Genomic DNA, 24291 nt, shown 5'->3' on the forward strand with positions numbered 1-24291 from the left:
AAAGCCGGCCAAAAGTATATTCTGGCCGGCGATCAGGCAGGGTATTAAATACTTACCACGTGCTGGTTACCACAAACCAAGACACGAAGGCCCGGTAGCTGCTACCACTGCACCAACTACAGCACCAGCGCCACCAAATAAGCCACCTAAAGAAGCAGATACAACGATGTTGTATCCACAACTCATACCAGAGGCAGCGCCGCCCTTTAATTCATCAGCATGTTCATCTGTCAAGTCTTTCATACGTTGAAAATTTTAGTGATTCCCCCTATTAGGAACCGGGCTAAAATTGGACAGATGTGCGCCGGGAAGCTAAAAGCTTAACTTATGATTTATTACTTTTGCTTATAGGATAAAACAATATTATGGAACCAACCGGCTTTAATAAGGATAATACGCCCCATCATAAAGATAGTGTAGGAGAAAGAATCCGCATCCAAAGGGAAATCAAGAATTACTCGCAGACCTATATGTCGTTTATGCTGGAAATATCACAACCCGCCTATTCCAATATCGAACGCGGCACCTCAGTATTGACGGTTCCCAGGTTATATGAAATTGCCGAAATACTGGAAATCTCCATTTTCGTGTTAATGCCTCCTTCAAAGTATGGGTCAGGTATCAATTTGGGGCGTTATGTAAACACGCTCTTCAAACTACTTAAACCTAATAACAAGCGGTTAAAAGGAAAACATGAATCGGCATTAGCTAAGGGTATTGTTTACAGGGACATTTCAAAAAACCTGGACTAATAAATTAAAAACCTGAATTATTGCGCATTAGGCCATTGCGATTCATCTTTACGGTTCTAAACCGACTGTAAAAAGGGATTGGTTATGGATTACAGAACCTATGAAAAACGCCTGGAATATATTTTAGAACTTATCGAAAAAGGCCGTTTTGGATCAATTGAAAAAGTCGCCAAGCGATTTGATGTCAGTACACGTACTGTTAAGCGTATGCTTCAGAACCTCCGTGATAAGGGCCATGATATATTATATGATAAGAAAATAAAAAAATATTTCATCAAAAATACAGAGTGACAATCTCTGTCCCGCAGCCGGAATAGTTTTGAATTCATAAACGAATCGCTACTATGGAAAAGGCATTTACCGTACATCTCGTTTCTTATGTGCCGATATTAAAAAGCGCAGGTATTAAATTTAAGGAGGATGAGAAAACCCTGTTAGTTGGTAAACCGTTGGCTGACTCTGGTTATGTCATCCATATCAGTTCGAGAACTGTGGATGCCCCAACCTTTATACAAGCCATCCTACAGTTACTTAAGAAAAGCAAAGCCGCTTATCGGATTATAAAAGGTCAGCATGACCAATATCGGTTAAATGCCGGAGCCTACGGTGATGAAGAAGTCGGTAAAGTGATCACTATTTTTCCGAACAACCTCAATGAGGCCATAGGATTGGTAGAAGAGTTAAAAACTGTAACCGCATTTCATAAAGGACCTGAAGTTATACAAGCGCAACGCGTCGGTGAAGTAATTTATATTCAAAAAGTTGTACGCAATGACAACAAGGAACTTGTGTTGTCAGCACCCGATCTTAAAAAGTTCCCCTTTGAATACAAAAAACAATACCGAAAAAAGAAAAATCGCCTGGGCTTGATTGGCAAAGCCTATCTGCCGATACAGTTATTAAGAAGTGCAGCCAAAGGCAATATTTACAAAGCTATTAACCTAAAAGGACTAAAGTTTGACTGGTGCCTTATCAAGCAGGGTAATCCCGTTGCCCTGGACGATCATTTCGACCGAGATATGAAAGATCGGCTGGAATGGCAAAAAGAAGTTCATGCAAATTTAAAAGGCAAAGTTTATACGCCTGACGTAATTGACTATTTTACCTCAAACGATTACCATTACCTGGTATTCAATTACGCTGACGGTGATTCTCTCGGCAACGTTATCAGGTCTTTTTTAGCTGGCAAGCAGTGGACAGAACTTAATTATCCTACCCAAATCAAGATACTCGGTTATTTTCTTCAGGCAATTGAATTGATTAAAAGCATCCACGAAGCGGGTTTTGTTCACCGCGATGTAACTGACAGTAATTTTATACTATTGGATGATGGAAAGTTATGTGTGATCGACTTTGAGCTAAGTTACTCGCTTGAAAAAGGCGAACCTAACCCGCCTTTTCTACTCGGCACATTCGGGTATGTGGCACCTGAGCAAGTTCAGCATGCTGTTCCTGATCCTAAAGAGGACATTTACTCCCTCGGAGCCTTATTATGTTTTGTGTTGACCGGTTGCAAAACCTGGGACTTTATCACCACCAACCATCATCAGCTAAAATCAAAATTGGTTCGATTAACTGACGAAAAAGAACTCACGGAGCTCATCCTAAAATGCCTGAGCTATAACAGAACTGACAGGCCTTCAATTCAAACCGTACATGCTACTGTTCTAAACAGAATATCCAACATTAAAAACCTGAACCATGAAACGATCTCAATGGCTGTATGAAATTATCATTTATTTTCTGGCGCTAATGTTCCTTTATACAGCATTCAGCAAGTTAGTAGACATGCATCATTTTACCAAGGCGATCAGAAACCAACCATTTCCAAAAATAGTTGACCCTTCTCTTGTTGTCGGGGTTCCATTGGTGGAAATCATAACCGGAGTATCGCTACTACGCATTAAATCCAGGAAATTCGGTTTATATGCCTCCGCCATTCTTATGTTAAGTTTTACTATATACGTTAGCCTGGCGGTTTTTAACGTTTTTGAGAGAGTCCCCTGCGGCTGTGCAGGTGTGTTCCAACAAATGAGTTGGACTGCGCACCTGGTTTTCAATCTTTTCTTTTTACTACTCGCCATTCTCGGCATTTGGATTTATCATAAACATGAGCAAACCAACCAAGCCTCCTATAGTAAAGCGGCTTTATAAGATATTCACTGCGCAACGAATCAGGGCAAAGCTGAAAACCTGCGAAAAGAGTAGGCATTACAATTTATCTAAATTTCTAAGTTATGTTAAACAACAAAAAAAGCTTTTTACAAAAAGCAAGAATTGCGATGGTTGCTATCGTAACCATTATGAGTGTTGGTGGTGCTTACGCTATGAATGCGCCTAAACACCAGGCCGGTACTACCTGGGGTGTAGTTGCAACAACCGCCAACTCTTATCAGGTTACGGCGCTAACTGCTAACTCACATTGTAATTCTGGCAGCACTGTTTGCGAGATACAAACAGAATTGCAGCCGAACGCAAGCAAAATGATTCCTAAAAGCCCCACTCAGGTAACTGAAATCGAAGGTACGTTTGTGAGGTAAAAAAAACCGGGATCGGTTGTTTAAATTGATCCCGGTTTTTCATTATTGATTAGCAGCCATATTAATTGCCGTAATTAAGGCAGATTTGTCCCTTAAGCTATCACCTGTTTTAAAAATCTTTTGATTTTTATCGATGATAAAGATCGAAGGAAAACTATGTATATCGTAATATCGGATAGTCTCATTTGACATACCTTGACCGTTAGTGTAAAGATTAACCACATTGGCTGAAGTGTACTTATTTGATCTTACACTTTTCTTCCACTGTATTTCATTCTTATCGATGGACACGGAGACAAAAATCACGTCAGATCGACCTTTAAATTCCTCCTCCACATTGGCTAAAGCATTATTGAAGTAATTTATACAGTTCGCGCATCCCGTGTACCAAAAATCCATAAATACGATTTTCCCTTTAAATTGATTGAGCGTTACATTTTTACCATTCATATCTTTCAAGGAGAAGTTGTACGCCACTTGACCGATTGAAATTTTCCATAATTTGTCAAGCTGTTCCTTCCCCTCTGCTGTTGTAATCAGCGGAGAAATACTTCGTAAATAAGCTTCTCTGTCCATCATAGAAGCTGAAAAATAATTTGCAGAGATTAACGCTATCCGTTCTTTAATCATTTTATCGGATATGCTTCTAAAATATTTTGCTGTACTGTCGGGTGTAGATTTGCCCGAGCATAAAAGGGATACAGTACGATATTTTTCTAATTCTGCAACCCAAAAATCGTAACTGTTATATAAGGATTTCCTTCGAAAAGATGACCATTTTACTGTATCGCACCTATCCAATTGTTCAGCAAATTTTAATCTTGATGCAACTGAGGCTTGCCGAAACTGTCTACTTACTGCATTGTTTATTATAGCCAACTCCGTTGATTTAACGGAATAGAATGCGTGCAACCTTAATTCTTCCAAGGCTTGATCATCAATTTGTTTGGAAAAATGAGAAAGTTTAGTGCTTAATTCATCTCTAATCGCATTAAACCCATTCCGCATATTGTAGGTCAAGTCAGCATTCAAATAATCGTTTGCTAAATCTTTACTTTGTTTAATTGAATCAATACCGGCCCGCAACTCATACTTTAATGCTCCTTTTCCCTTGAACCGAATCTGGTAATTATCTACTACAGCTGAGCCACTTCCGTATTTTGGTTTCCTGGCAATTTTTATGGTTATTGAGTCCCTCGATTGCGCATAATAATTCGACAATATTGCGAAGGTACGATTGCCTTTAATTTTTTTGCCGGTACCATTATTCAAGTCAACGATTGAGATGTATAGCCCGGCTTCTTTTTGTTTTTGAGTCAGATCTATATAAAATCTATAATGTCCTTTATAATCGGCATCAGCAACAATATCCTTAAACTCTGTTGTTCCGGCTAAGTTGAATATAGGCGTATTAGTCGAAATACTTAAGCGTAATTGATTGCCGTTTTCCGCCTCCGGATACTTCACAGATATTTCAACCAGTTGTCTTTTCTTAGCATTACAAATGTCAATAGAGAATGCCGACAATGGCAATAAAAGGACGGTTATAATGATTAACAGTGTAAGTCTGCATTTATTTGATATCCTTTTCATTTAGCGTGGGTTTTGTTGAAGCCCTTGAAGCAGAATTTCATCTACTGGTAAGGGTAATACATAGCGGTTATCGTTCGGTGCTAAAGTATAGGTGACACCTTTATAAGTTCGTTGTAATGTTTTTGCAAAACGGGGATCTTGATTTAACCGTCTTAGGTCTTCCCATCGGATATTACCTGTAAGAGGTAATTCTTTTCGTCGTTCAGAAAGAATTTTGGAAAGTAATGCCTCGGGATCAGTATCTGTAAATGGTTTAAATGCAGCTGTAGTAATCCTTTTTTGAAGTAACAGGTTCAAATCAGCGAGTGCAGAAACAGTATTGGCAGTTCGTGCAGCCGATTCGGACCTGATCAGATAAATTTCATCGTTAGCGATACCGCAGAAGTTGTTTGCTCTCGCAGCGAAACCGGCTTTGGGTCTGTAAAAGCCTTTTCCATCAGTTGTAAAAAACAAGCCTCTTCGTAAGTCTGAATCGTCGTAGGTGTTATAAAAGTTAGGATCAATTTTACCTAAAGCATAACTTGCATTGACCGTCATCGAGGTGCCATAGCAATAAGCATAAAAGCCTATTTCCCCATTACCTTGAGCAAACGTTGGGAATGGTGCAGTTGACGTTTGGCTAAGCGTGTTGAAATCTAATAAATCACCATTGAGTTTCAGGGCAGCATCAGCGTAATTGAACGCGTTCAGATAATCGCCCATCGATAAATAAACTTTTGCCAATAATCCGTTGGCAACTGGTTTGGCTGGCCGTGTTTTATATAGCGGTGAGGTAGCCAACAATGATATAGCGAGTTTTAGATCACCGATCATTTGGTCGTAGCATTGCTGAACATTGCCACGAGATACTTTGACATTTACGTCTAATGTTAATCTAACAGGAATGCCCGCGTCAACTGTGGCTGTTGCTTTATTGTATGGTTTGCAGTAAAGTTGAGATAGCTGGTAAAATGCAAAAGACCTAAAAAACAGCGCCTGTCCTTTGATATTGTCTGCCTGTACCTGGTTGCCGTCGAGGTTTTTAAGTTTGGAGAGCCCATCCAATACTACGTTTGCATATTCGACAGATTGATATAAGTAATACCAATCATACGCTGTGGCTCCCTGATAAATATCTTTGGCCCATAAATATGTATTTCTTTCCAACTGAGGTTCCGCATCCAGGTTCACATCAGGCACATATAAGTTATCAGTACCCATCAGGCCAATTATAGAACCATAAGTATTAAATTGGGTAGCATTATCAAGTATAGCTTGGAAGTCTGCCATCGTTTTTGGGGTTACATCAGACTTTATGCTTTTTACATTTAACCAGTCATCTTGCTTTTTACAAGCATTTATAATAAGGGATAGTACGCATATACTGAAAAGTATCCGCTTATATTTTGAGGTATATAAGATTGTCATTTTAAAAAAGATTAAAAATTTGCATTGAATCCTATGGCCATAGTAAATGGTGTAGGAATTGAATTGAATCCTAAAGCAGAGATATCGGGATCTATGCCATATTTATTTGCACGCCAAATAATTCCAAGATTGCTTGCATAAGCGAACACCTCTATTTTTTTAAATGGTAATGTTTTTAAGGTATTCTTATCTAATACATAGGCAAACCGAACATCCAGCAGTCGAATATTATCTGCTTTATCCACCAATACACTGCTGTATCTATAAAATGTATTTCTATTGTTATTTGACGGATATATTACTGATGGTACGTTTGTTAAGGCTTCGTCTCCGGGCTTTTTCCATCGTTGTTGATAATCAATATTTTGAGAACCGGTTGCCGAGATGATATCTGCAGCATTGATGCTTGTTGAAGGTCTTCGAAAGAAATAGCCAAATTCAAAACCGATGTTCGCAGATAAGGATAATGGACCGTATGAAAATTCATTTCTAATAGAGCCATATACAGTTGGGCGTAATGATCCATTGTATTTTAAACTATCGGAATTGAAGTTATTAATGATAGTTGTATAGTCTTTACTAATCTTACCATTTAAATAGCCTTGCGGATCGCCATTTGTCGGATCGAGTCCGGCCCACTTGTAGCTGTATAGTCCATAGATAGACCGGCCAACAACGGGCATGCCGGATACAGATTGAATAGAGGTATTGGTTAACGATTGGTCATAGCTGACTACCTTATCTTTTAAGGTGCTAAATAAGAGACTGGTAATCCACTGAAACTTGCCAGTAATATTTTTACTGTTTAGCGTAATATCAAACCCTTTTGTTGTTGTTGACGCCGCATTGCCGTTAAAAGCTAAAAAGCCACTTGAACTAAAAAGCGGAATTCTTTCTATCAGGTCTTTGCCATCTTTGATATAATATTCAATTGTTCCTGTAACGCGGTTATTGATTGTCCCAAAATCAATGCCCCAATTTATATTCTTCACTTTTTCCCATCGTAATTCAGGGTTCGGTGCTGTAAGGTTTAAGATCGCTGTTGCACCCGTAATTTGGCTTGCCCCGTACCTACCTGTAACATAAGCTGAGCCATTGTAAACATTGCCGTTAAAACCATAACTCGCTCTTAAACGCAAGCTTGGCAACCAATCTATTTTGTAGAACTTTTCTCTTGCGATATCATAAGTTGCACCTATTGACCACAAGGGCGTCACCCGGTCATTTGTTTTAACCCCGAAGATGTTTGAGCCATCTTTACGACCACTTGCGGTCAGCGTGTATTTACTATCATAGGTATATGCGAGGTTTGCAAAATAGGACAAATACCGATTTGTTGAGCCATAAATGTTCCCGCCAGGAGATGGTATAACACCGTAACCAGATGGATTGATCAGCACATAGTCGCTATAATTGAGATTTTGAACAGCTGTACCAAATTCGTCGTCGTAACCCAGTAAATTTCTATTATATCCAATATTTTGGAGCTGTTTTATCTCTGCACCGGCTAAACCAGTAATTTCATGTTTATTATCAAAAGTTTGATCATAGTTTAGTTGAGCACGCCCATTATTGGCTATTAATTGATTATTGGAGAGATTCAATATACCGCCAACGGGTACCTGATATGTTGGTGAAGCGCCGGGATTCAATTTTGTAAATTGATTGATCAAGGTACGTGCGGCATATGTATCCTTGTTTTGATAATTCCTTCCACCAACTTGTTGATTTTCATTTTGGTACTGGAGGTTGATATTCCAATGCTTCAAAAAGCGGTAGGTAGCAGCTATATTGAGTACCAGATCATTTACTGTCGTGGTGTTATCACCGAAGCCTAACTCATCAAGGGGTTTATAAAGCCAATTAAGCAAACCGCTGGACGTTGCTTTAGTTGCATAGCTTGCCCGATAATCTTTCGTAATGGCCAAGTGATTTCCATCGTTGTCGGCAAATTGAGCATAAGGATATATTCCCGCAATATTGCCTCCGACGGAGATTCCAGTACCATAATTTAGCGCATTGTTTAGAGCAGTGACATTTCTGCTATAATTTAGACCAGTCGTAATCGATAAATTTGTAATTGGGGTATAAACGTTCTGTGCATTTACCGTCAACCTGTTAAATCCATTTCTGATCAACGGGTTTTGATTATTTACATAGCCCAAAGACATTGTATATGCATTCTGCTCACTGCCTCCTCGCATTCCAATGGAATATTGCTGATTAACCGATTTTCGATAGATGTATTTTTCGTAATCCCTTCTAACATCCTGATTCATTAAAGAATTAATCCTTGCTGCTGCATCTGCTTGTGAAATGGTGCCGGCCTGGCTTGCGGCGAGTAAATCAACTACAGGAGAAACGGGAGTCCAATAAGAAACATCATTTATGGCGGTATTAAAATAGCCTTGCTTAAAAAGATCAGTTTCCAAGGCTATATAATCCGATGATGGCAGAAAATTCCTATCGTAGTATAAATTTGGTTTATTCTGAAATGTCAGTGTTCCATTCACCTCAACTGACATCTTCTGATTTTTACGGCCCTTTTTAGTAGTAATTACAATTACGCCATTACCTGATCTCGCGCCCCAAATGCTTGCTGCTGCGGCATCTTTAAGGATCGTTATATTTTCTACATCGTTGGGGTTGATATTACTTAAATTTCCTTCATAAGGAAAGTTATCTACTACGATGAGTGGATCTCTACTAACATTACCAGAGAGTGTACTAACTCCCCGAATATTAATGCCGAGAAACCTGGAGTCCGAACCTGTGGCGATATTGGTATTAGCTTCACCATTAAAACGCAGGCCACTTGCAATACCAGAGAGGCGGTTGAGAATATTATCGCCAGGGTTTCTATTTAATAATTTGTTATCAATTAGATCGTATGATCCGGATGATCTTTCTTTTGGGATATTTTGATAGCCAGTTGAAATAACCACCTCGTTAAGGGAGGTTTGATCAGGAATTAAAGTAATATTGAAAGGCCCTGTTTTCCGTTGATCAAAACTTATTTCTTGTGAAGCGTAGCCAATAAATACAATTCGAAAAGTTCCGGTGGTATCACTGGTACGAAAGTAAAATACACCTGACGGATCTGTTTGAGCGATTATCTTATTGTCGAGATAAATGGATGCCCCGTTCAGTGGGAGCTTTGTTTCTGCGCTTATTATAGTGCCATGAACAAGTTTTAAGTTCCGGCCATCTGTTGGCGAAGAATTTTGTGAAGACAGATCACGTTTTTCAGTATTTATAATTTTCGACTTAATCACAATTCGATTTCCAATTATGTCGAAGTCTAAATCAAGTGGAACAAGTAAGTCGGTAAGTACTTTTTTTAATGGTTGATTTGTTTCATGCAGGCTTAACTTCGCATTTAGGTTTCCACTTACATTACTATAAATAATACCCACTTTGGCTTTCTTTCCGATTATCGTTAAAACATCCTTGAGTGGTTTATCGGTTACATCAACCGAAATTAATTTACTGAGATCCTGACCAAAAGCTTTGTTAGTCTGAGTCAGAGGGATTAAAACGAATAGACATAGAGCAATAAGACATATTCGTTTAAAAGCTAATTGTAAAAAAGGTCTAATAGGCATTTTAAAGTTGCGTTTAAATAGTGTTTTGAAAATTGCATAGGGAACTTGATTTAGGGCTGCCGGAGGCCGCCTCACATAGGGATGGAAAGGCAATAGCTTTCCCATGAAGTAAATTTTCATTTCTTTTTAGTTTTTAAATTCTTGACTGGAAAAGTGGTACTGTGCTGGCTATTGCAGCTTATGGTTTCGTTTTATTTAAGGCTCTTTACAACCACCATTAATGACAAATCCCCCGTTCTCTTCAATGACATTTCCATTGATAGAAACGGAAATTTGCTTGAGAATGACGGATAATGGTTGTGATGTATCGAAGTCTCCGAAACACAGGCAACTTGAAGTATTGTCGCCAAGTTTGATCGACGCGTCATAATATCGTCGTAAATCTGTTATGACCTCTTGAATAGGTGTGCCATTATATGATAGTATACCTGATTTTCTATTTAAAACAGACTGGACTTTAGACGAACTAACAGTTAGCTCTAAATCGCTTCGGTTAAAGAGGACTTTTTGCCCAGGTTTTAGGATAACATTTTTAGTAAGAGCAGATTGAGGTTGATTGGAACTTACCTTCACTATGCCGGTAACTACAGAAACTGAAAATATCTTGAGATTACTATAAGAGGTAATATCGAAGGAAGTGCCAACTACCTCCGTTTTCATGTTTCCGCTATGTATGATAAATGGATGTGCCTTATCTTTTGCAACCTGAAAAAAAGCTTCGCCATCCAAACTAACCTCACGAAATTTACCTATTAACTGATCCCGGTATTTAAGTTTGCTGGATGGACAAAGCCATATCGTAGTTCCATCGTAAAGTTGTATTCTTTTTTTCTCACCAATATTTGTCGCCAGCATTTTGAAATCTGCTCTGATCGTTTTATTTACTGTGAGTTCAGAGCGGTAAATGAGATAAATCGTAGCGCTGGCCATCAAAATAAATACTGCCGCCGCAGATAAAAAGATTTTAATAAACCTGGTACTGAAATCATTGTTCTTATTGCTCTTCCCGCTGACATCTTTAACCGAGGCCAAAAGCGACATTTTTACAGTTTCGATAGCTTTCTCATTTACAAATAGGCGGTCAGCCGCAGCCGAATCACCCTTTAATTCATCCGCTATGAAATTTCTTATTAATAATTCGTTCTCGGGCTTTTGAATTTCACTAAATAATAATGCTGCTTCAACTGCGGTGCATTGATCGTTTAAATATTTATCAAGGAGGGCTTTTAAATCCACTTTATTCAATGTCGTTTAATGCTATTATCCGAATTGAATTAATTCTCACTGCTGTGAATTAAAAATTATTTTAGATGGTTGAAAATTTTAGGGATTATTACCAGGAGAGCCAAATGTTGATTGGCAAGAAAATACTGCTTTATTGATTTGTTGGCTTTTACCAGGTGGTCGTTGATGGTATAAACGGAGATCCCGAGCAGTTCACTTACTTCTTTGTAGCTCTTTTCTTCTAAGCGACATAAGGTGAAAACAATCTTGCGTTGAGGGGGCAAGCTTTCTATCGCTTTATTGATGAGTATTTTGGTTTCGCTTTCGATTATTTTATCTTCTACTGGTAATACGTAGTCGATATTATTCTCTATTAACTGCTCAATAAGTCTTTGATCCTGAGCAATTTTTCTAAAATGTTTATATACTAAGTTTTCGGCGATTTTAAAAAGATAGGCTTTTATTGGTTTCTCGGGGTCGAGTGTATCGCGTTTTGTCCAGATTTTTAGGAAAACATCTTGAAGAATCTCCTGAACGATTTCTTCATCCTTAATGATGCGCAGAATTCTGCTGTAAAGATTGCGGCTATGTATATCGTAAAATTTTTCAAAGGCAATTTCGTCGCCATTTTTTATCGCGATGACTAAAACCTTTAATTCTTCATCGTTGAGTACCATAACTGCCTTGACTATCCACTCATATATAATTAGCGTCCAGGTTCGGATTGTGCTTTACGTGGGATTAGTTAACCCTTCCTTAGTTTCGGCTGCATTGTTAGCCTGGTGAACGTTGTACGCAGCAGCCACCAGGCCAATTAACTGATCTAAGAACAGGGCAAGCTTTTCGTCGGAGATTTCCGCTTTCTGGTTGCAATCTTTTAATGTCCAGCATTGAAAGATTTTCCAGGCGAACACCTTCATGGTTTCAGGAGTATTGACTACAAAAAAATTAGCCAATACATCTTTAAAAGGTGTTTCTAAGGAAGGACTGTTATCGAAATTTATTGCTCCCATACTAAACAGTTAATGTTTTGTCGAATGTAAATGCCATAGGGCGGACTCAACTTACCGAAACAAGGTACCCGCGAAGGACCCACCCACGATAAGCGAGCCCACACCTATGGCATATACCTATGGTATGGGCTATCACTTACGTCTCGCGGGTAGAAATTTCGCGGGTTTCTGTTCCGAGACAAAAGCAATTGCTTCAATTATTACGAGAAGAATTGCAAAACAAATATAATAATTTCAATTAAAAGTGGAGTTATACCTCCAATTTTAATTGAAATAAACTTCTGAACTTCCCATCATATTATTGGTGATGGATTTAGACATCGAAAACATAAAAAAAGAGTTTGCAAAAAACCTTGCTTCAGTCCGGAAAAAGAAGAAATTAACTCAGGACACTCTTGGCATCAAATGTGGTTTTGCAGACGGTTCCCAAATTTCTCAATGGGAACGAGGATTGTATGATTTGCAATTGTCACGAATAATACTTCTTGCTAAGGCTCTTGAAGTAGATCCGAAGGAATTACTCAATTTCACTATTTAGGTTTTAATCCAACCTAAATGAATAACCATATATATTAGCCCCCATAATAACAATAAAGCTATACCAAAATATAGCTGTCTACGATTTTTATTGCCAGTTTTTGTGGCAATTGTCGGCGGCAATTTTTTGTCGTCCTTAGTCCTCATTCCTTGCTAAATGAATGGCATTCAGTTGTTTTTAGAATACCGGGTTTAATCAATTGGTCTCTAAATATACCTACAAAATTATTAAAAGTGTTGTAATATATTACAACACTTTTAAGCAGTAAAAAGTCAATTTTCGCTTTTCTTAATTTTTTAAGTGGAGAGCGAAGCACATAAATTACTTCTTACAAGCTTTGGAAAGCATGTTGCTTCGCTGCGCAAAAAGAAAAAGTTGTCTTATCGCAAGGTTGCACAGCAGTGCGAATTGGAGTTTTCTACGATCAAAAAATATGAGAAGGGCGAGTTCAATATGACTTTTATCAGCTTGAGTGAGTTGGCTAAGGGACTTGGCATACCTCTTAAAGAATTAATGGATTTTTAATTGTGTCGTTGAAAACCGATAGTCGGTTGTGAATTAATTACATTTTCTTGGCTCTATTTTTCCTTATTTATTTTTCACTCTAACACTTTTCTCGTCTTCCTTAATTCGAAGCAGGTGCATGCGCGAAGATTTTAGGTAATGCTAAATCTTAAAATTTGCGTTATCTACATTAAGAATTCTACCGAACTTCGTAAACTATCATCGCACACCTCATGGATTTTGAATTAACATTACGATACCTATACGGAAAACCTCAATCTGATTTTGATGCTTTATTGATCCACCTCGAAGACATGATTGATACGTTTGAAAGGAATGTGGAAGCAACAATGACGCTTTATGGCCAGTCATATCTAAGTGAGAAAGAAAAGATTAAAAATACTTTTAGAGTGCAATGGAAAGCAGCTAATGAAGTTTACAAGGAAGCATATGAAGAAATCTCGGGTGATGATAGCGAAAAGAACGCTTGGGCAGCGCACAAAGCCAATTTCGCCTATATTGAAGGAGAAGAGCAATCAGCTGAAGAATTTGTCGATAGAAATCATCGAGAAATGATCGACCATTATAACAAATCTGCCACTGCTATGCTGTATTCTATACTGGAGGGGCAGTTCAGGAGATTTGCGGAGTTATTGAGGCTGTTAGGGAATCATATTTTGACGGTAGAAGATCTGGTACAAAAGAACTACCTGGATGGAATCGTAAAGTATCTTGAAAAAGTGATCGGACTGAACGTAACGACTATTAAACCTTACATAGAAAAACTACAACCTTTAAGGCTTTTGAGAAATAAGATCATGCACAACAATGGCGAGTTTCCGGATATTGAGGGTACCGAATTGTCTAAATTCGTTAAAGACTCTAATCATATGCTTGACTGGGAGCAGGAATTTGACGAAGCTGCTTTATGGACAGAGACCGTTGATGAGGTTAAACGTTACTACGTTTTGCGTATCAAAAACATCGAGTTCTTACAGCCGTTTTACAAGCTGATTCGGGAATTTTTTAATGAATTATTTTGGCTGGCTGATGAACATCTCAATCATCAGCCGATTGCGGAGCGGTTAAAATATGCTGCTGGCTTTGTGGGTAGAGAAATACGGGTAGAAAGTACAACTATCATTGAAGTAGATAAAGGGAAAAAGATCAAAGCAACTGTCATTAATGATGGAGAGGATGAACCAAAATCGTTTGATTTCAGCATTACCGTAACCCGTTCATCAAAAAACAAATTTGAGGTAATTAACCAGGTGCCCAATGCAGATAGATTGGATCGTTTGGCGGCATATATTCAAAAGAATCCGCACATCATTTTAAAAAGCGTGTTACAAGGCTTCAATATTGGCAACCGAACTACAGCCGTAAATGTAAAATTTTGCTAATGATTAGTACGTCTTTGTATAACTGGCCAACCTTTCTTCCAGCGCAAGCGATAGCAAAGGTTTGACCAGTTGTAAAAACAATTGTCTCAATTCACTGATTATTCCTCTTTAAAATACCCTTCGGTTTGATAGACAAATTTTAAAGTCAACCACCACGCATAGATGGCATAATGCTCGATACGGCGTTCATCCATGAAGCCATGCATCAATTCATTTCTAAAATTAACATTGGAGCTATCAAGGAAAAAACTTTGTAACTCCACTATAACCTCCTCGCCAAATACGCCGGTTAACTTTTGCAGTACCCCGCCAAATGTGTTTTCAAACTCTTCGTCTTGGTTGTAGTTCGTTACCGATATTTTTTTTAGCTCAGCCACATGCCGAAAGCTATTCTCAAGCTGAGGAACTAATAAGTGAGCCGACAATAAAAAATCGTTTTCAAAACCTGCAGCCAAACCACGTGCATAAATCCTAAGCCGGCTATTGGGTATAAAGGAACTTTTTATATCCACCAGATTCTGTAGCATAAATTCTTCCGGTGGGATACCAAAAATATCCATCTTATTTTTGATCATTTTCAAGAGGATAATCAATATTTCTCTGGCATTTAACCGTGCTTCATTCATTTTAGCAGCGTCGCCCTTAGTTGTACCGATTGGCTTGCCTTTAGTGGACAATCGGATATAAGTATCAAAAAATTGATCGAAAAATGTGGGTTCCGGCTTTGCGCCAGAAGGATTAAAAAGACTTTCTGTTAAAACAGGTATGCCTAACAACGTTCGCCAACCATCTTGAAAACTATTAATATTCATCTGGTTAACGGTTTCAAGAAGTTTGTCGTAATCAATTTCCGGGCTTATTTTAGCACCACCAACCGCTACCATTTTGATGTCATCCAATCGTGCAGCTTCCAATTTCGCGATTAAACGTTTTTTTACTTCCTGGCCTTCCTGAACATCGAAAACCAAATTCAGCGCAGCAGACAATTTATTTGAAAGTGTTGGATAATATGTATTGGGCTGACGTTCGGCAACAATCTGATCAGCTTCCTGCTCCAAAACAAGTGCAGCTTGAACATGGCGTTCTTGCTCATTAAACACGCCTATGCCCTGTAACCCATCTACACACCAAATTGCAGATTGATATTCCCTTTTTGACAAATATTCAGCTTTACGTTTCTCTAACAGATTTTTAAGCAGATTCTGGCTTTCTTCCTTGCCAAAAACAATTGTTAACTCAAAACAAATCCGGGAAAGCCAATAAGGAGAAGGTTTGCTCACAAGGATAGGTTTAAGGCGGTCAAAAATATCGGTTAACTGCCCACTAAATATTGCCTTTGCTTGTTTGATAACTGCCAGGTATCTAACCAAATACTCGAAATCTTCTTTGATCGAAAAAATATCATAATAGTAGCCAGCGACATTTTTGAGATGTTTGCCAATCAGTGTGCGATTAAGTACTATTTGTATATCCAGTACTCTGGCAAGTAATTCTTTATTATTAGTAATTGGTATGATGTCGATTTTAGTAAAGCGCTCTACCGTTTCGGGTTTATAATTTTCCCTGAGCATTTCTTCGCTAATCTGTCTGAGATCCATTTTCAGGATTAGCAGCAAATCGTCGATCAATTGCTTATCGAAATCACTTTTATTTTGAAGCTGCCAAATCGCAGCATGTAATTTACCTTTAAAAATGCCGTCAGGCACGGTTAACTGAACTTGTTCCATGGTGATTGAAATTATAGAACAAATTACGTAAATAGATGCGCAGTCTATCTGCGCAGTAAAATCAAAACAAACTCTAAGGTTGTTTTGACAATTCATCCCTTACCATAAAACGGTCGTTTACCACTCAAAGAGATGGCGTCAACTATGTATTATGTTAAGAAACTGATATGCTTAAAAAGCCTTAGTTTGAGGTATATCGTATTGACCGCGTTTTACTCAAATAATTGCTGACTTCCAGTATAATATGTCTTACGTTTATCAAGTTCTGCTTTAAGAATAGGTTCACCGTTAAGCGTAAGTGTTTGTTTCGGGCGGTGTACCTGTAAAAAATCGCGCTCTTTTTCAGTGATGGTGTCCGGGAAAAGAAAAAGAATGTGATTTTCAGCATCTGTTAATACTCCTCTGATTGCCTGACTAAGGATTTCAATATTGCTCTCAGGAATTTTATTGGCTTTTGAAAAAGGCGATATTTTTGCGGCGTAAAGGATTTCATCCACATAAGCGTTACCTATACCCTGAACTGTTTTACCATCGGTCAATACCGTTTTGATCGGCTTTGCACTTTTTTTCAAAGCAGATTGCAGATAGCCATCCGGCATTTGCATGGCATCGGGCACTGGGGAGATAACCGGATCAAGGGTTAACATTACTGATTTTTGCCAGTCTGTTATTGCTAACCCGGTACCATCAGAAAACAGCAATTCCACGATAGTAAACTTGTTTTCATTCTTGCCTTCATACCAGTGCATTGAGCCATAAAGCATCAGATGTAGTCCCAATAGGTGATTTTGCCCGAACTCAAAGAATAGCTGTTTGCCGATTCGTTTCACTGCCGTTAATACTTGGCCTGTAAGGGCTGCATCAAAATCGGCTTCAGTCGTTTTGATTTTGCGGGAAACAAGTATATGGATAGCGGTAAGCGATTTACCAACAAGGCGTTTGGTCAGGTTCGCGCTAAATACGTTCAAATCTGGAATTTCAGGCATAAGAATTTGCTTTAATTATTTGTATTCACTTTCGACGTGCAAGCCGATTTCTTCGATGATTGAGTCCGGCAATATAACCCCGGATTCCTGTATCCACGTCCAATCATCCGTATGAGCGATCGTCGCCATAAACCGGCCATCGAAAATCACCTCATAACCTTGTGGCTGCATGACTACCTTACAGTTCACGACTTTTCCAGCATAAACCAAATCAAAATTAAATGCTGGGTTTTGCTCTTCCATTATTATTTAATCAAGGGTGTTTCCTGGCAGATTGATATTTAGGCCCAGTTGGTTATTGAGCGTTGTTATAAAAAATTGATACAAGGATAGCGAAGGTGCGTCACCGGCATGAATAAAAAAGTATAGTGACTGAAGTCCCTTTTCCTTCCATATTTTCAGACGTTTGGCCCACTCTTCCAATCTTAGATAATCTATACGATCATCACCACAGGCGACAAAACGGATAAACGCATGTGGCGTAGGTAATTCCATGTGCAGGCAATCCCTTCTACCCAGGGTATCAGTGATAACCGCGCCTATGTTTGTTTCTTTCAAAAAACTAAAAAGATCACCTCTATGCCGGGGATCAATCCAGTTTTTATTTCTGACCTCAACAAATAGCGGAACGTCGGTTGGCAAAGTAACTAAGTATGCTTTGAGGTCGGAAAAGGTTTTTGGTGAAGTACCTTCGGCCATTTGAAGAAATACAGGACCAAGATTTTCCCTTAACACCGCGATGCTCGTGTAAAATTCGTCCGTTTGCTGTTCTACATTTTTGAACCTGCGGATATGGGTAATGCTCTGCGGGAACTTCGGGCAAAATTTAAAATCTGCCCTGTCCCTGACCAACTCTTTCCAGGCGGCCATTCGTTCCGGCGGCATCGTCTGATAAAAAGTGGCGTTGAGTTCGATGGCATTAAAGTGCCTGACGTAATATTGTAGGAAATCCTTGTCTTTGGTGTAATGGGGATAGATGACTCCTGACCAATTTTTATACCCCCACTTAGGTGCCCCAACATGCGCTACAAACGGGTTGGCATTCTCTTCGCTTGCTAATGTGGCCGTGGTCAGGTTAGTATCTGCCGGTAAATGATAATCGAAGCTTGAAATATCTATATTTTCTTTCCCAAAGTTCATAGGTCGAAGTTATGTAATGATTTTAAAAAATATGGGGCTTAGTCTTCGGGTTGCACGTGATCAGAACAAATTGGATTGCACTTGAGGAGGTTCATCCTGGTCGTAAACAGGCAACTTTCCACCCCAATCGTAGAACGCGTCCCGCTCTTTACCCTCCGGCTGTGCTTTACCTCCCCGAATCGAGAATACCGGATAGTGCTTAATTTGATCCGATGGAATGCTATAGTGAAAGATTTCATCAATATCATCATCGCTTAAGTCATCCAATACCCATGCCTGTTCCATTTCTTTAGTCAGAAATAAAGGCATGCGGTGTTTGTTGTCGCCATCGTTATGAATCCAGCTCATCTTCTCGTTAGCCCCGCGAGTGAGCATGGCGAATGAAGCAAAACTGTATATTTCGCCCGTAGAATGATCGACCTCCTGACTTACCTGGTACAATGCCGGAACATAAAACTGTTCACGACCAACGAGGCTGACATGATATGGGATTTTGTTTTTAAAGCCTTGAACTTTACGATGTTCATAGATACCGGTTGCCGGAATAAGGCAGCGGTTCTTGCGTAACTTATACCAATAGGATCTTTTATCTTCAATGACACGCTCGGAGCGTGCATTTACGTAGTTTCTTCGTTGTATTTGCCGTTGCTTGGGATCGTCAACAAATATCGGCACAACACCCCAACTCATATTAGCCAATGCCAGCATCTGCCGGTTAACTACTATTGGATGAGTGGGAAAGCTCTCGCATGTCACATGGATCATATCATTTGGATAATGCGCCAGATCGGGCGACAGTTTGATTCCTTGGAAATCCTTGGTGACTATTTGTATTTCTGAATGAAAGCTAATATCCCTGCACATGAGAATTTATTTAATCATATCATAAAAGAGCGCCGTGTGACTTTGATCGCCTGAACTGATCTCCGCTTTTAATCGCCCGTATTCAACAAATATACGCACATCGTAGTGATCTTCCTTTTTCATGCGGATATGATGGATATACGCTGAAACGGCTTTGGCATAGGCTTTTTGCAAACGTGCTTCATGTTTCGCATCAATGGTACCGGCAAAAAAAACGCCGATACCTTCAGCCGGCTTGAGCAGTTTGATTATATTTTGATATTGAGTGAGATCGAGCAGGTTTTGTGCTTTACCTTCATTAGAACGCAATTCACGTTCATGCAAATGCGCTTCATATTCCTGTTCATAAGCGGAAAGCAGAAACGTTTTCTGTAAGGGCTGTCCAGGCCATTGAAAACGCTGGATGACCACATGCGGTTTACCCATCGCCATCAGTTTCCGGATCGTATCCTCCTTGATGCGTAAAAATGGATTATAAAACAAGTTATCAGCCATTTAGCCTATCCTCCAAAATTATTTTCAAATATAAACAATTTGCTAATATTTTTAGTATTAGTTTTGTTCTCCGTTTTCTAAACGAACAAAATCAATCATGATGTGATTAAAAACTGATCGTGTAATAATAATTCAAGGGCATAAATGAGCACAGACCGCCAAATCATTCACATGGACCAGGATGCATTTTTCGTATCCGTCGAAGTTCGCAAAAATCCTGAACTGATAGGCAAGCCGGTAATCATCGGTAGTTTGTCGGATCGCGGTGTAGTGGCCTCGTGTAGCTATGAAGCACGAAAATTTGGTATTCACTCCGCCATGCCCGCAAGGATGGCCCGTATGCTTTGTCCTCATGGCATCTGGATCAGAGGCAATATGGATGAGTATTCCAAAGCATCCCATGAGATCACGGATATCCTTAAAGCAAATGTGCCGCTGATTGAAAAAGCCAGTATTGACGAGCATTATATCGATATGACCGGCATGGACAAGCATTTCGGAACCCTGCGTTATGCTAAAGAATTGCGCGCCATGGTCATGAAAGAAACGGCGTTGCCCATATCATTCGGGTTATCGGTCAATAAAATAGTTTCCAAAATGGCCACCAACGAATGTAAGCCAAATGGGGAACTGAATATAGAAAAGGCTGTTGTACAGCCTTTCTTAAACCCTTTGTCCATTCGGAAAATCCCCGGTTTGGGCGAGAAAACCTTTGTGAAACTGAGTGATATGGGTATCAAGCGGATTCACGAACTGGCGCAGGTACATCCCGAATACATGAACAGCATACTGGGAAAGAATGGTATTTGGCTGTTACAGAAAGCGCAGGGTATCGATGAATCGCCGATCATTCCTTACCAGGAGCAAAAATCCATCGGTACGCAATCCACATTCAAAAATGATAGTATCGACCTGGTATCGATTAATTATTTACTAACCTCTATGGTGATGGATCTGGCTTTCGAGCTGCGCCAAAAGCAAAAACAGGCCGCTTGTGTAACCGTGACAGTGCGTTATTCGACGCGGGAAGATGTGACGAAACAGGCCACTATCCCTTATACTGCTTTGGATGCTCCGCTCATCAAAAAGGTTAAAGAGCTTTTTAAACAGGCTTATCAAAAGCGATTGCTTATACGTCTGGTTGGTGTGCGGTTATCCAATCTGGTCAATGGCTTTGAACAGATAGATTTATACACGGAATCAGAAGAACAATACAGTCTTTGCCAGGCGATGGATAAAATCCGTCGCCGGTTTGGCCCCGATGCCATCAAGCTGGCGTCAGGTATCAATCTTAATTTATAGTGAGCCATGTATCTGAATGTCCACTCCCAATATAGCTTACGCTACGGCACAATGTCGATCCCGGCATTAGTGGAGGAAGCTATTGCGCGTGGTGTAACGCAAATGGTGCTCACGGATATTAACAATTCAACGGGTATTATGGAGTTTATGCGGGAGTGCGATGAGAAAGGCATTAAGCCCATTGCCGGCATGGAGTTCAGGCGGGATAAAAAGCTGCTATATTTCGGCATTGCGCGGAACAAGGAAGGAATGAAGGAGTTGAATGATTACCTGACCGAACACAACCTGGAGCAGAAGCCCCTACCTGACCTCGCACCAGCGTTTACAAATGCTTATATCGTTTACCCATACGGCCACCAGGAACCGCTGAAAGAAAATGAATACCTGGGCATTCGTTACCATCAGCTTAACCGGTTGTTTAACACTGATCTGACAGGCATCAAACAGAAACTCCTGGCTCTACAGCCGGTGTTCGTAAACGATAAGATCGAATATCGCTTACATGAATATTTGCGGGGTATTGATCTGAACGTCGTACTGACCGAGGTTACACCGGACGATAAATGTGCGCCAACTGATATGTTTCTTCCGCCAGGACAGTTAGAGGCTAAGTTTGCCCGGTATGCTTTTATACTGGATAATACACGCAACCTCATGAACAGCTGTGTGATGGATTATCCCAAAGGTCGCATCAATTTAAATCGGAGAACATTCACCGGTAACAAAAAAAACGACCGGGAGTTGCTGGAGAAGCTGGCCTTGAGCGGTATGGAATACCGTTATGGTAAATCTGACAAAGAGGCGTTGCGCCGGGTTAGGCATGAATTGAAGGTTATTTATGAATTGGACTTTTGCGCCTACTTCCTCATCACCTGGGATATTATCCGGTATTCCAGTTCTCAGGGCTATTACCATGTTGGCCGGGGTTCTGGCGCTAACAGCATTGTCGCGTATTGCCTGAAAATAACTGATGTGGACCCGATTGAGCTGAACCTTTATTTTGAACGGTTCCTGAATGCGCAACGGACCTCACCGCCTGATTTTGATATCGACTATTCCTGGGATGAACGGGAAGATGTGCAGGATTATATATTTAAGCGCTACGGCAGTCAGCATACTGCCTTATTAGGCACGATGTCAACTTTCAAAGATCGGAGCATTATCCGCGAAATTGGCAAAGTAATGGGCCTGCCCAAAGCTGAAATTGATGGTTTTACTGATCCAACCAGGCTGGCTTTCAATCGTGATAACGATGCCTTTAAAAAGATCACCGCCATTTATGAGCGGATGGCCAATATGCCTAACCAGCGCTCGATTCATGCCGGTGGCGTGCTGATTACAGAAGAACCCATTACTTATTATACCGCGCTTGATCTGCCTCCAAAAGGGATGGCTACCGTACAGTGGGATATGTACGAAGCGGAGAAGATTGGATTTGACAAATATGATATCCTCAGTCAGCGGGGAATCGGACATATTAAAATGGCGGTTCAACTGGTTGAGGAAAATCAACAACGTAAGATTGACATTCACCAGGTCAAAAATTTCATGAAAGATCCGGTGGTCAACGCCAATTTGCGGGTTGGAAACACGAAAGGTTGTTTTTATATCGAGTCTCCGGCAATGATCCAGCTAAACCGTAAGCTGGGGTGTGATAGTTATCTCGTGTTGGTCGCCGCAAGTTCGATTATCCGGCCAGGCGTAGCCAGTTCCGGAATGATGGGCGAGTATATTAAAAATCATCACGCACCGGACCAAGTGAAATACCTGCATCCGGTGATGAAAGAACAGCTTGAAGAGACCTATGGTGTGATGGTGTACCAGGAGGATGTAATTAAAGTTTGTATTCATTTCGCAGGCATGGACGGAACGGATGCGGATATCCTCCGGCGCGGCATGAGCGGCAAATACCGTTCAAACAAAGAATTTGACCGGTTGGTGGAGCGTTTCCATGAAGGTGCGTTGAATTTGGGCCGTCCGGAGGCAGTAGTTAAAGAGGTGTGGCGGCAGGTTGCCTCTTTTGCGGGTTACAGTTTTTCCAAAGCACATTCGGCCAGCTTTGCTGTAGAAAGCTATCAAAGCCTTCACCTGAAGACCTATTTTCCGCGGGAGTTCATGGTTGCAGTGCTGAATAATTACGGGGGATTTTATGACCGGGCGTTGTACGTGCAGGAGTTGCAAAGGTCGGGAGGCATTGTTCATTTGCCATGCGTGAATAACAGTGACAGCCTGGTGAATATTTCAGGAGTCGATGTTTATCTGGGATTTGTCGGTATTCACGGCCTAAATGAGGAACTTATTGAAATGATCCCGGCAGAACGCCGTCAAAATGGGTCATATCAAAGCTTAGAAGATTTTGTAAAAAGAACGGGGATTGGTTTAGAGCAAACGATCACGCTGATTCGTGTTGGTGCGCTACGATTTACAGGAAAAAGTAAAAAGGAACTGCTTTGGGCGATACACCTGTTATTAGGTGCGAAAACAAAGCCTAATAATAATGCGGAGTTATTTAAGGTTGAAACTAAGAATTACTCCCTTCCTGTTTTGGTCAATACGCGGTTAGAGAATGCGTATCATGAACTGGAGTTGCTGGGTTTTCCCGTTAGCATGACCATGTTTGAACTTTTGCAAACAGATTACAGAGGTGAAATCTGTGCGAATGATCTGATCAATCATGTTGGCCAGCAGGTAAAAATGGTAGGCCTGTACGTATGTGAAAAAACAGTTCATACGAAATACAATCAAAAAATGTGGTTTGGTAACTTTCTCGATGTAGAAGGCAACACATTCGACACGGTACACTTTCCTAACAATACCCCTACTTATCCATTTCGTGGGGCCGGATGTTATTTGATACTTGGGAAAGTTGTTGCAGAGTTTGGGTTTGCCAGTTTAGAAGTGCTCAAATTTGCCAAACTGCCAATCTTCCCAAATCCCGTAATTTCTTAAACGCAATATAACAATGGATAGAATAATCATTAAATGCCTGATTGCCGGTCAGGAAATAGAGTTGCAATTCGATAAAAAGGCTATGCCAGGCGAAATCGGCCCATGTTTCATGATTTCTGAAGGAGGTTGTTTCAAAGGTTATATCTCCAGGAAAAAAGATGGCGCTTATCAAACTTTAGGCGTACCTTATTTTAACGTTGATGATTTACGTGTTATTGGCGATAGCTTAAGACAGCAGGTAATATAATG

At 40.1% G+C, this 24291-nt stretch carries 24 protein-coding genes; 11 read left to right on the plus strand and 13 right to left on the minus strand.

The window, feature by feature from the left end; all coding sequences use genetic code 11:
• Positions 1-66: 66 nt before the first annotated feature.
• Entirely contained in the window at positions 67-243 is a 177-nt protein-coding gene (locus tag BMX50_RS34415) for a hypothetical protein (protein WP_167667793.1), read from the minus strand.
• Between the two features lie 122 nt (positions 244-365).
• On the opposite strand from BMX50_RS34415, the gene BMX50_RS03260 reads away from it, so the two are divergent.
• The 5 genes from BMX50_RS03260 to BMX50_RS03280 all read left to right on the plus strand — a co-directional run bounded on the left by BMX50_RS03260 (position 366) and on the right by BMX50_RS03280 (position 3292).
• Positions 366-752 (plus strand): helix-turn-helix domain-containing protein, encoded by a 387-nt coding sequence (locus BMX50_RS03260; RefSeq protein ID WP_091207570.1) that lies wholly within the window; start codon positions 366-368, stop codon positions 750-752.
• An 84-nt stretch (positions 753-836) separates the two neighbouring features.
• A complete protein-coding gene (locus tag BMX50_RS03265) occupies positions 837-1043 on the plus strand; it encodes a DeoR family transcriptional regulator (RefSeq protein WP_091207572.1) in 207 nt (68 codons plus the stop codon).
• A gap of 53 nt (positions 1044-1096) precedes the next feature.
• A complete protein-coding gene (locus tag BMX50_RS03270) occupies positions 1097-2479 on the plus strand; it encodes a serine/threonine protein kinase (RefSeq protein WP_091207574.1) in 1383 nt (460 codons plus the stop codon).
• Positions 2454-2906 carry a MauE/DoxX family redox-associated membrane protein gene (locus tag BMX50_RS03275; protein ID WP_091207577.1) on the plus strand — a complete coding sequence of 151 codons (453 nt, stop codon included), beginning with the start codon at positions 2454-2456 and terminating at the stop codon, positions 2904-2906. The genes BMX50_RS03270 and BMX50_RS03275 overlap by 26 nt, the downstream gene beginning before the upstream one ends.
• Before the next feature lie 83 nt (positions 2907-2989).
• Entirely contained in the window at positions 2990-3292 is a 303-nt protein-coding gene (locus BMX50_RS03280) for a hypothetical protein (RefSeq protein ID WP_091207578.1), read from the plus strand.
• A 42-nt stretch (positions 3293-3334) separates the two neighbouring features.
• Here the strand turns inward: BMX50_RS03280 and BMX50_RS03285 are convergent, their stop codons facing one another.
• The 6 genes from BMX50_RS03285 to BMX50_RS03310 form a co-directional block, all read right to left on the minus strand.
• Positions 3335-4885, minus strand: a complete 1551-nt coding sequence (locus tag BMX50_RS03285) for a TlpA family protein disulfide reductase (protein WP_091207584.1) — start codon at positions 4883-4885, stop codon at positions 3335-3337.
• Positions 4886-6292 (minus strand): RagB/SusD family nutrient uptake outer membrane protein, encoded by a 1407-nt coding sequence (locus BMX50_RS03290; RefSeq protein ID WP_091207586.1) that lies wholly within the window; start codon positions 6290-6292, stop codon positions 4886-4888.
• Between the two features lie 11 nt (positions 6293-6303).
• On the minus strand, positions 6304-10017 hold the full coding sequence (locus BMX50_RS03295; protein WP_091207589.1) for a SusC/RagA family TonB-linked outer membrane protein: 3714 nt from the start codon (positions 10015-10017) through the stop codon (positions 6304-6306).
• Between the two features lie 75 nt (positions 10018-10092).
• Positions 10093-11133 carry a FecR family protein gene (locus BMX50_RS03300; protein WP_243487932.1) on the minus strand — a complete coding sequence of 347 codons (1041 nt, stop codon included), beginning with the start codon at positions 11131-11133 and terminating at the stop codon, positions 10093-10095.
• Positions 11134-11198: 65 nt separating this feature from the next.
• Positions 11199-11798, minus strand: coding sequence for an RNA polymerase sigma factor (locus BMX50_RS03305; RefSeq protein WP_091207595.1), 600 nt, complete (start codon positions 11796-11798; stop codon positions 11199-11201).
• Positions 11799-11852: 54 nt separating this feature from the next.
• Positions 11853-12134 carry a hypothetical protein gene (locus BMX50_RS03310; protein WP_091207597.1) on the minus strand — a complete coding sequence of 94 codons (282 nt, stop codon included), beginning with the start codon at positions 12132-12134 and terminating at the stop codon, positions 11853-11855.
• 307 nt (positions 12135-12441) lie between these two features.
• Here BMX50_RS03310 and BMX50_RS03315 point away from each other — a divergent pair, with 307 nt between their 5' ends.
• The 3 genes from BMX50_RS03315 to BMX50_RS03325 all read left to right on the plus strand — a co-directional run bounded on the left by BMX50_RS03315 (position 12442) and on the right by BMX50_RS03325 (position 14579).
• Positions 12442-12672 (plus strand): helix-turn-helix domain-containing protein, encoded by a 231-nt coding sequence (locus BMX50_RS03315; RefSeq protein WP_091207600.1) that lies wholly within the window; start codon positions 12442-12444, stop codon positions 12670-12672.
• 300 nt (positions 12673-12972) lie between these two features.
• Positions 12973-13197: a helix-turn-helix domain-containing protein gene (locus BMX50_RS03320; protein WP_091207602.1), complete on the plus strand. Its 225-nt coding sequence runs from the start codon at positions 12973-12975 to the stop codon at positions 13195-13197.
• Positions 13198-13409: 212 nt separating this feature from the next.
• Complete coding sequence (locus tag BMX50_RS03325; RefSeq protein WP_143065071.1) at positions 13410-14579, plus strand: hypothetical protein; 1170 nt, start codon at positions 13410-13412, stop codon at positions 14577-14579.
• Positions 14580-14677: 98 nt separating this feature from the next.
• On the opposite strand, the gene BMX50_RS03330 is transcribed toward BMX50_RS03325, so the two are convergent.
• The 6 genes from BMX50_RS03330 to BMX50_RS03355 all read right to left on the minus strand — a co-directional run bounded on the left by BMX50_RS03330 (position 14678) and on the right by BMX50_RS03355 (position 19791).
• Entirely contained in the window at positions 14678-16306 is a 1629-nt protein-coding gene (locus BMX50_RS03330; RefSeq protein WP_167667794.1) for a DUF4209 domain-containing protein, read from the minus strand.
• A 212-nt stretch (positions 16307-16518) separates the two neighbouring features.
• A complete protein-coding gene (locus BMX50_RS03335) occupies positions 16519-17292 on the minus strand; it encodes a DNA-formamidopyrimidine glycosylase family protein (RefSeq protein ID WP_091207611.1) in 774 nt (257 codons plus the stop codon).
• Positions 17293-17307: 15 nt separating this feature from the next.
• Positions 17308-17535: a hypothetical protein gene (locus BMX50_RS03340; RefSeq protein WP_091207613.1), complete on the minus strand. Its 228-nt coding sequence runs from the start codon at positions 17533-17535 to the stop codon at positions 17308-17310.
• Positions 17536-17541: 6 nt separating this feature from the next.
• Entirely contained in the window at positions 17542-18432 is an 891-nt protein-coding gene (locus BMX50_RS03345) for a DUF72 domain-containing protein (protein ID WP_091207616.1), read from the minus strand.
• A 60-nt stretch (positions 18433-18492) separates the two neighbouring features.
• Entirely contained in the window at positions 18493-19296 is an 804-nt protein-coding gene (locus tag BMX50_RS03350) for an SOS response-associated peptidase (RefSeq protein WP_091207620.1), read from the minus strand.
• 6 nt (positions 19297-19302) lie between these two features.
• Positions 19303-19791 carry a hypothetical protein gene (locus tag BMX50_RS03355; RefSeq protein WP_091207623.1) on the minus strand — a complete coding sequence of 163 codons (489 nt, stop codon included), beginning with the start codon at positions 19789-19791 and terminating at the stop codon, positions 19303-19305.
• 144 nt (positions 19792-19935) lie between these two features.
• Between BMX50_RS03355 and dinB the strand changes: the two genes are divergently transcribed.
• The 3 genes from dinB to BMX50_RS03370 are packed head-to-tail and all read left to right on the plus strand — an operon-like array spanning position 19936 to position 24289.
• Positions 19936-21093, plus strand: coding sequence for a DNA polymerase IV (gene dinB, locus BMX50_RS03360; RefSeq protein WP_091207626.1), 1158 nt, complete (start codon positions 19936-19938; stop codon positions 21091-21093).
• Between the two features lie 6 nt (positions 21094-21099).
• Positions 21100-24042: a DNA polymerase III subunit alpha gene (dnaE, locus tag BMX50_RS03365; RefSeq protein ID WP_091207628.1), complete on the plus strand. Its 2943-nt coding sequence runs from the start codon at positions 21100-21102 to the stop codon at positions 24040-24042.
• A gap of 13 nt (positions 24043-24055) precedes the next feature.
• Positions 24056-24289, plus strand: coding sequence for a hypothetical protein (locus BMX50_RS03370; RefSeq protein ID WP_091207631.1), 234 nt, complete (start codon positions 24056-24058; stop codon positions 24287-24289).
• The last annotated feature ends 2 nt before the right edge of the window (positions 24290-24291 follow it).

It is taken from the genome of Mucilaginibacter gossypiicola, assembly GCF_900110105.1.
In the GTDB taxonomy this organism is placed as follows: domain Bacteria; phylum Bacteroidota; class Bacteroidia; order Sphingobacteriales; family Sphingobacteriaceae; genus Mucilaginibacter; species Mucilaginibacter gossypiicola.

What these genes read in the sequence shown, in the direction of transcription:
- BMX50_RS34415 (WP_167667793.1), bottom strand. Translation starts at nt 243, where the DNA reads ATGAAAGACTTGACAGATGAACATGCTGATGAATTAAAGGGCGGCGCT.
- BMX50_RS03260 (WP_091207570.1), top strand. Translation starts at nt 366, where the DNA reads ATGGAACCAACCGGCTTTAATAAGGATAATACGCCCCATCATAAAGAT.
- BMX50_RS03265 (WP_091207572.1), top strand. Translation starts at nt 837, where the DNA reads ATGGATTACAGAACCTATGAAAAACGCCTGGAATATATTTTAGAACTT.
- BMX50_RS03270 (WP_091207574.1), top strand. Translation starts at nt 1,097, where the DNA reads ATGGAAAAGGCATTTACCGTACATCTCGTTTCTTATGTGCCGATATTA.
- BMX50_RS03275 (WP_091207577.1), top strand. Translation starts at nt 2,454, where the DNA reads ATGAAACGATCTCAATGGCTGTATGAAATTATCATTTATTTTCTGGCG.
- BMX50_RS03280 (WP_091207578.1), top strand. Translation starts at nt 2,990, where the DNA reads ATGTTAAACAACAAAAAAAGCTTTTTACAAAAAGCAAGAATTGCGATG.
- BMX50_RS03285 (WP_091207584.1), bottom strand. Translation starts at nt 4,885, where the DNA reads ATGAAAAGGATATCAAATAAATGCAGACTTACACTGTTAATCATTATA.
- BMX50_RS03290 (WP_091207586.1), bottom strand. Translation starts at nt 6,292, where the DNA reads ATGACAATCTTATATACCTCAAAATATAAGCGGATACTTTTCAGTATA.
- BMX50_RS03295 (WP_091207589.1), bottom strand. Translation starts at nt 10,017, where the DNA reads ATGAAAATTTACTTCATGGGAAAGCTATTGCCTTTCCATCCCTATGTG.
- BMX50_RS03305 (WP_091207595.1), bottom strand. Translation starts at nt 11,798, where the DNA reads ATGGTACTCAACGATGAAGAATTAAAGGTTTTAGTCATCGCGATAAAA.
- BMX50_RS03310 (WP_091207597.1), bottom strand. Translation starts at nt 12,134, where the DNA reads ATGGGAGCAATAAATTTCGATAACAGTCCTTCCTTAGAAACACCTTTT.
- BMX50_RS03315 (WP_091207600.1), top strand. Translation starts at nt 12,442, where the DNA reads ATGGATTTAGACATCGAAAACATAAAAAAAGAGTTTGCAAAAAACCTT.
- BMX50_RS03325 (WP_143065071.1), top strand. Translation starts at nt 13,410, where the DNA reads ATGGATTTTGAATTAACATTACGATACCTATACGGAAAACCTCAATCT.
- BMX50_RS03330 (WP_167667794.1), bottom strand. Translation starts at nt 16,306, where the DNA reads ATGGAACAAGTTCAGTTAACCGTGCCTGACGGCATTTTTAAAGGTAAA.
- BMX50_RS03335 (WP_091207611.1), bottom strand. Translation starts at nt 17,292, where the DNA reads ATGCCTGAAATTCCAGATTTGAACGTATTTAGCGCGAACCTGACCAAA.
- BMX50_RS03340 (WP_091207613.1), bottom strand. Translation starts at nt 17,535, where the DNA reads ATGGAAGAGCAAAACCCAGCATTTAATTTTGATTTGGTTTATGCTGGA.
- BMX50_RS03345 (WP_091207616.1), bottom strand. Translation starts at nt 18,432, where the DNA reads ATGAACTTTGGGAAAGAAAATATAGATATTTCAAGCTTCGATTATCAT.
- BMX50_RS03350 (WP_091207620.1), bottom strand. Translation starts at nt 19,296, where the DNA reads ATGTGCAGGGATATTAGCTTTCATTCAGAAATACAAATAGTCACCAAG.
- BMX50_RS03355 (WP_091207623.1), bottom strand. Translation starts at nt 19,791, where the DNA reads ATGGCTGATAACTTGTTTTATAATCCATTTTTACGCATCAAGGAGGAT.
- dinB (WP_091207626.1), top strand. Translation starts at nt 19,936, where the DNA reads ATGAGCACAGACCGCCAAATCATTCACATGGACCAGGATGCATTTTTC.
- dnaE (WP_091207628.1), top strand. Translation starts at nt 21,100, where the DNA reads ATGTATCTGAATGTCCACTCCCAATATAGCTTACGCTACGGCACAATG.
- BMX50_RS03370 (WP_091207631.1), top strand. Translation starts at nt 24,056, where the DNA reads ATGGATAGAATAATCATTAAATGCCTGATTGCCGGTCAGGAAATAGAG.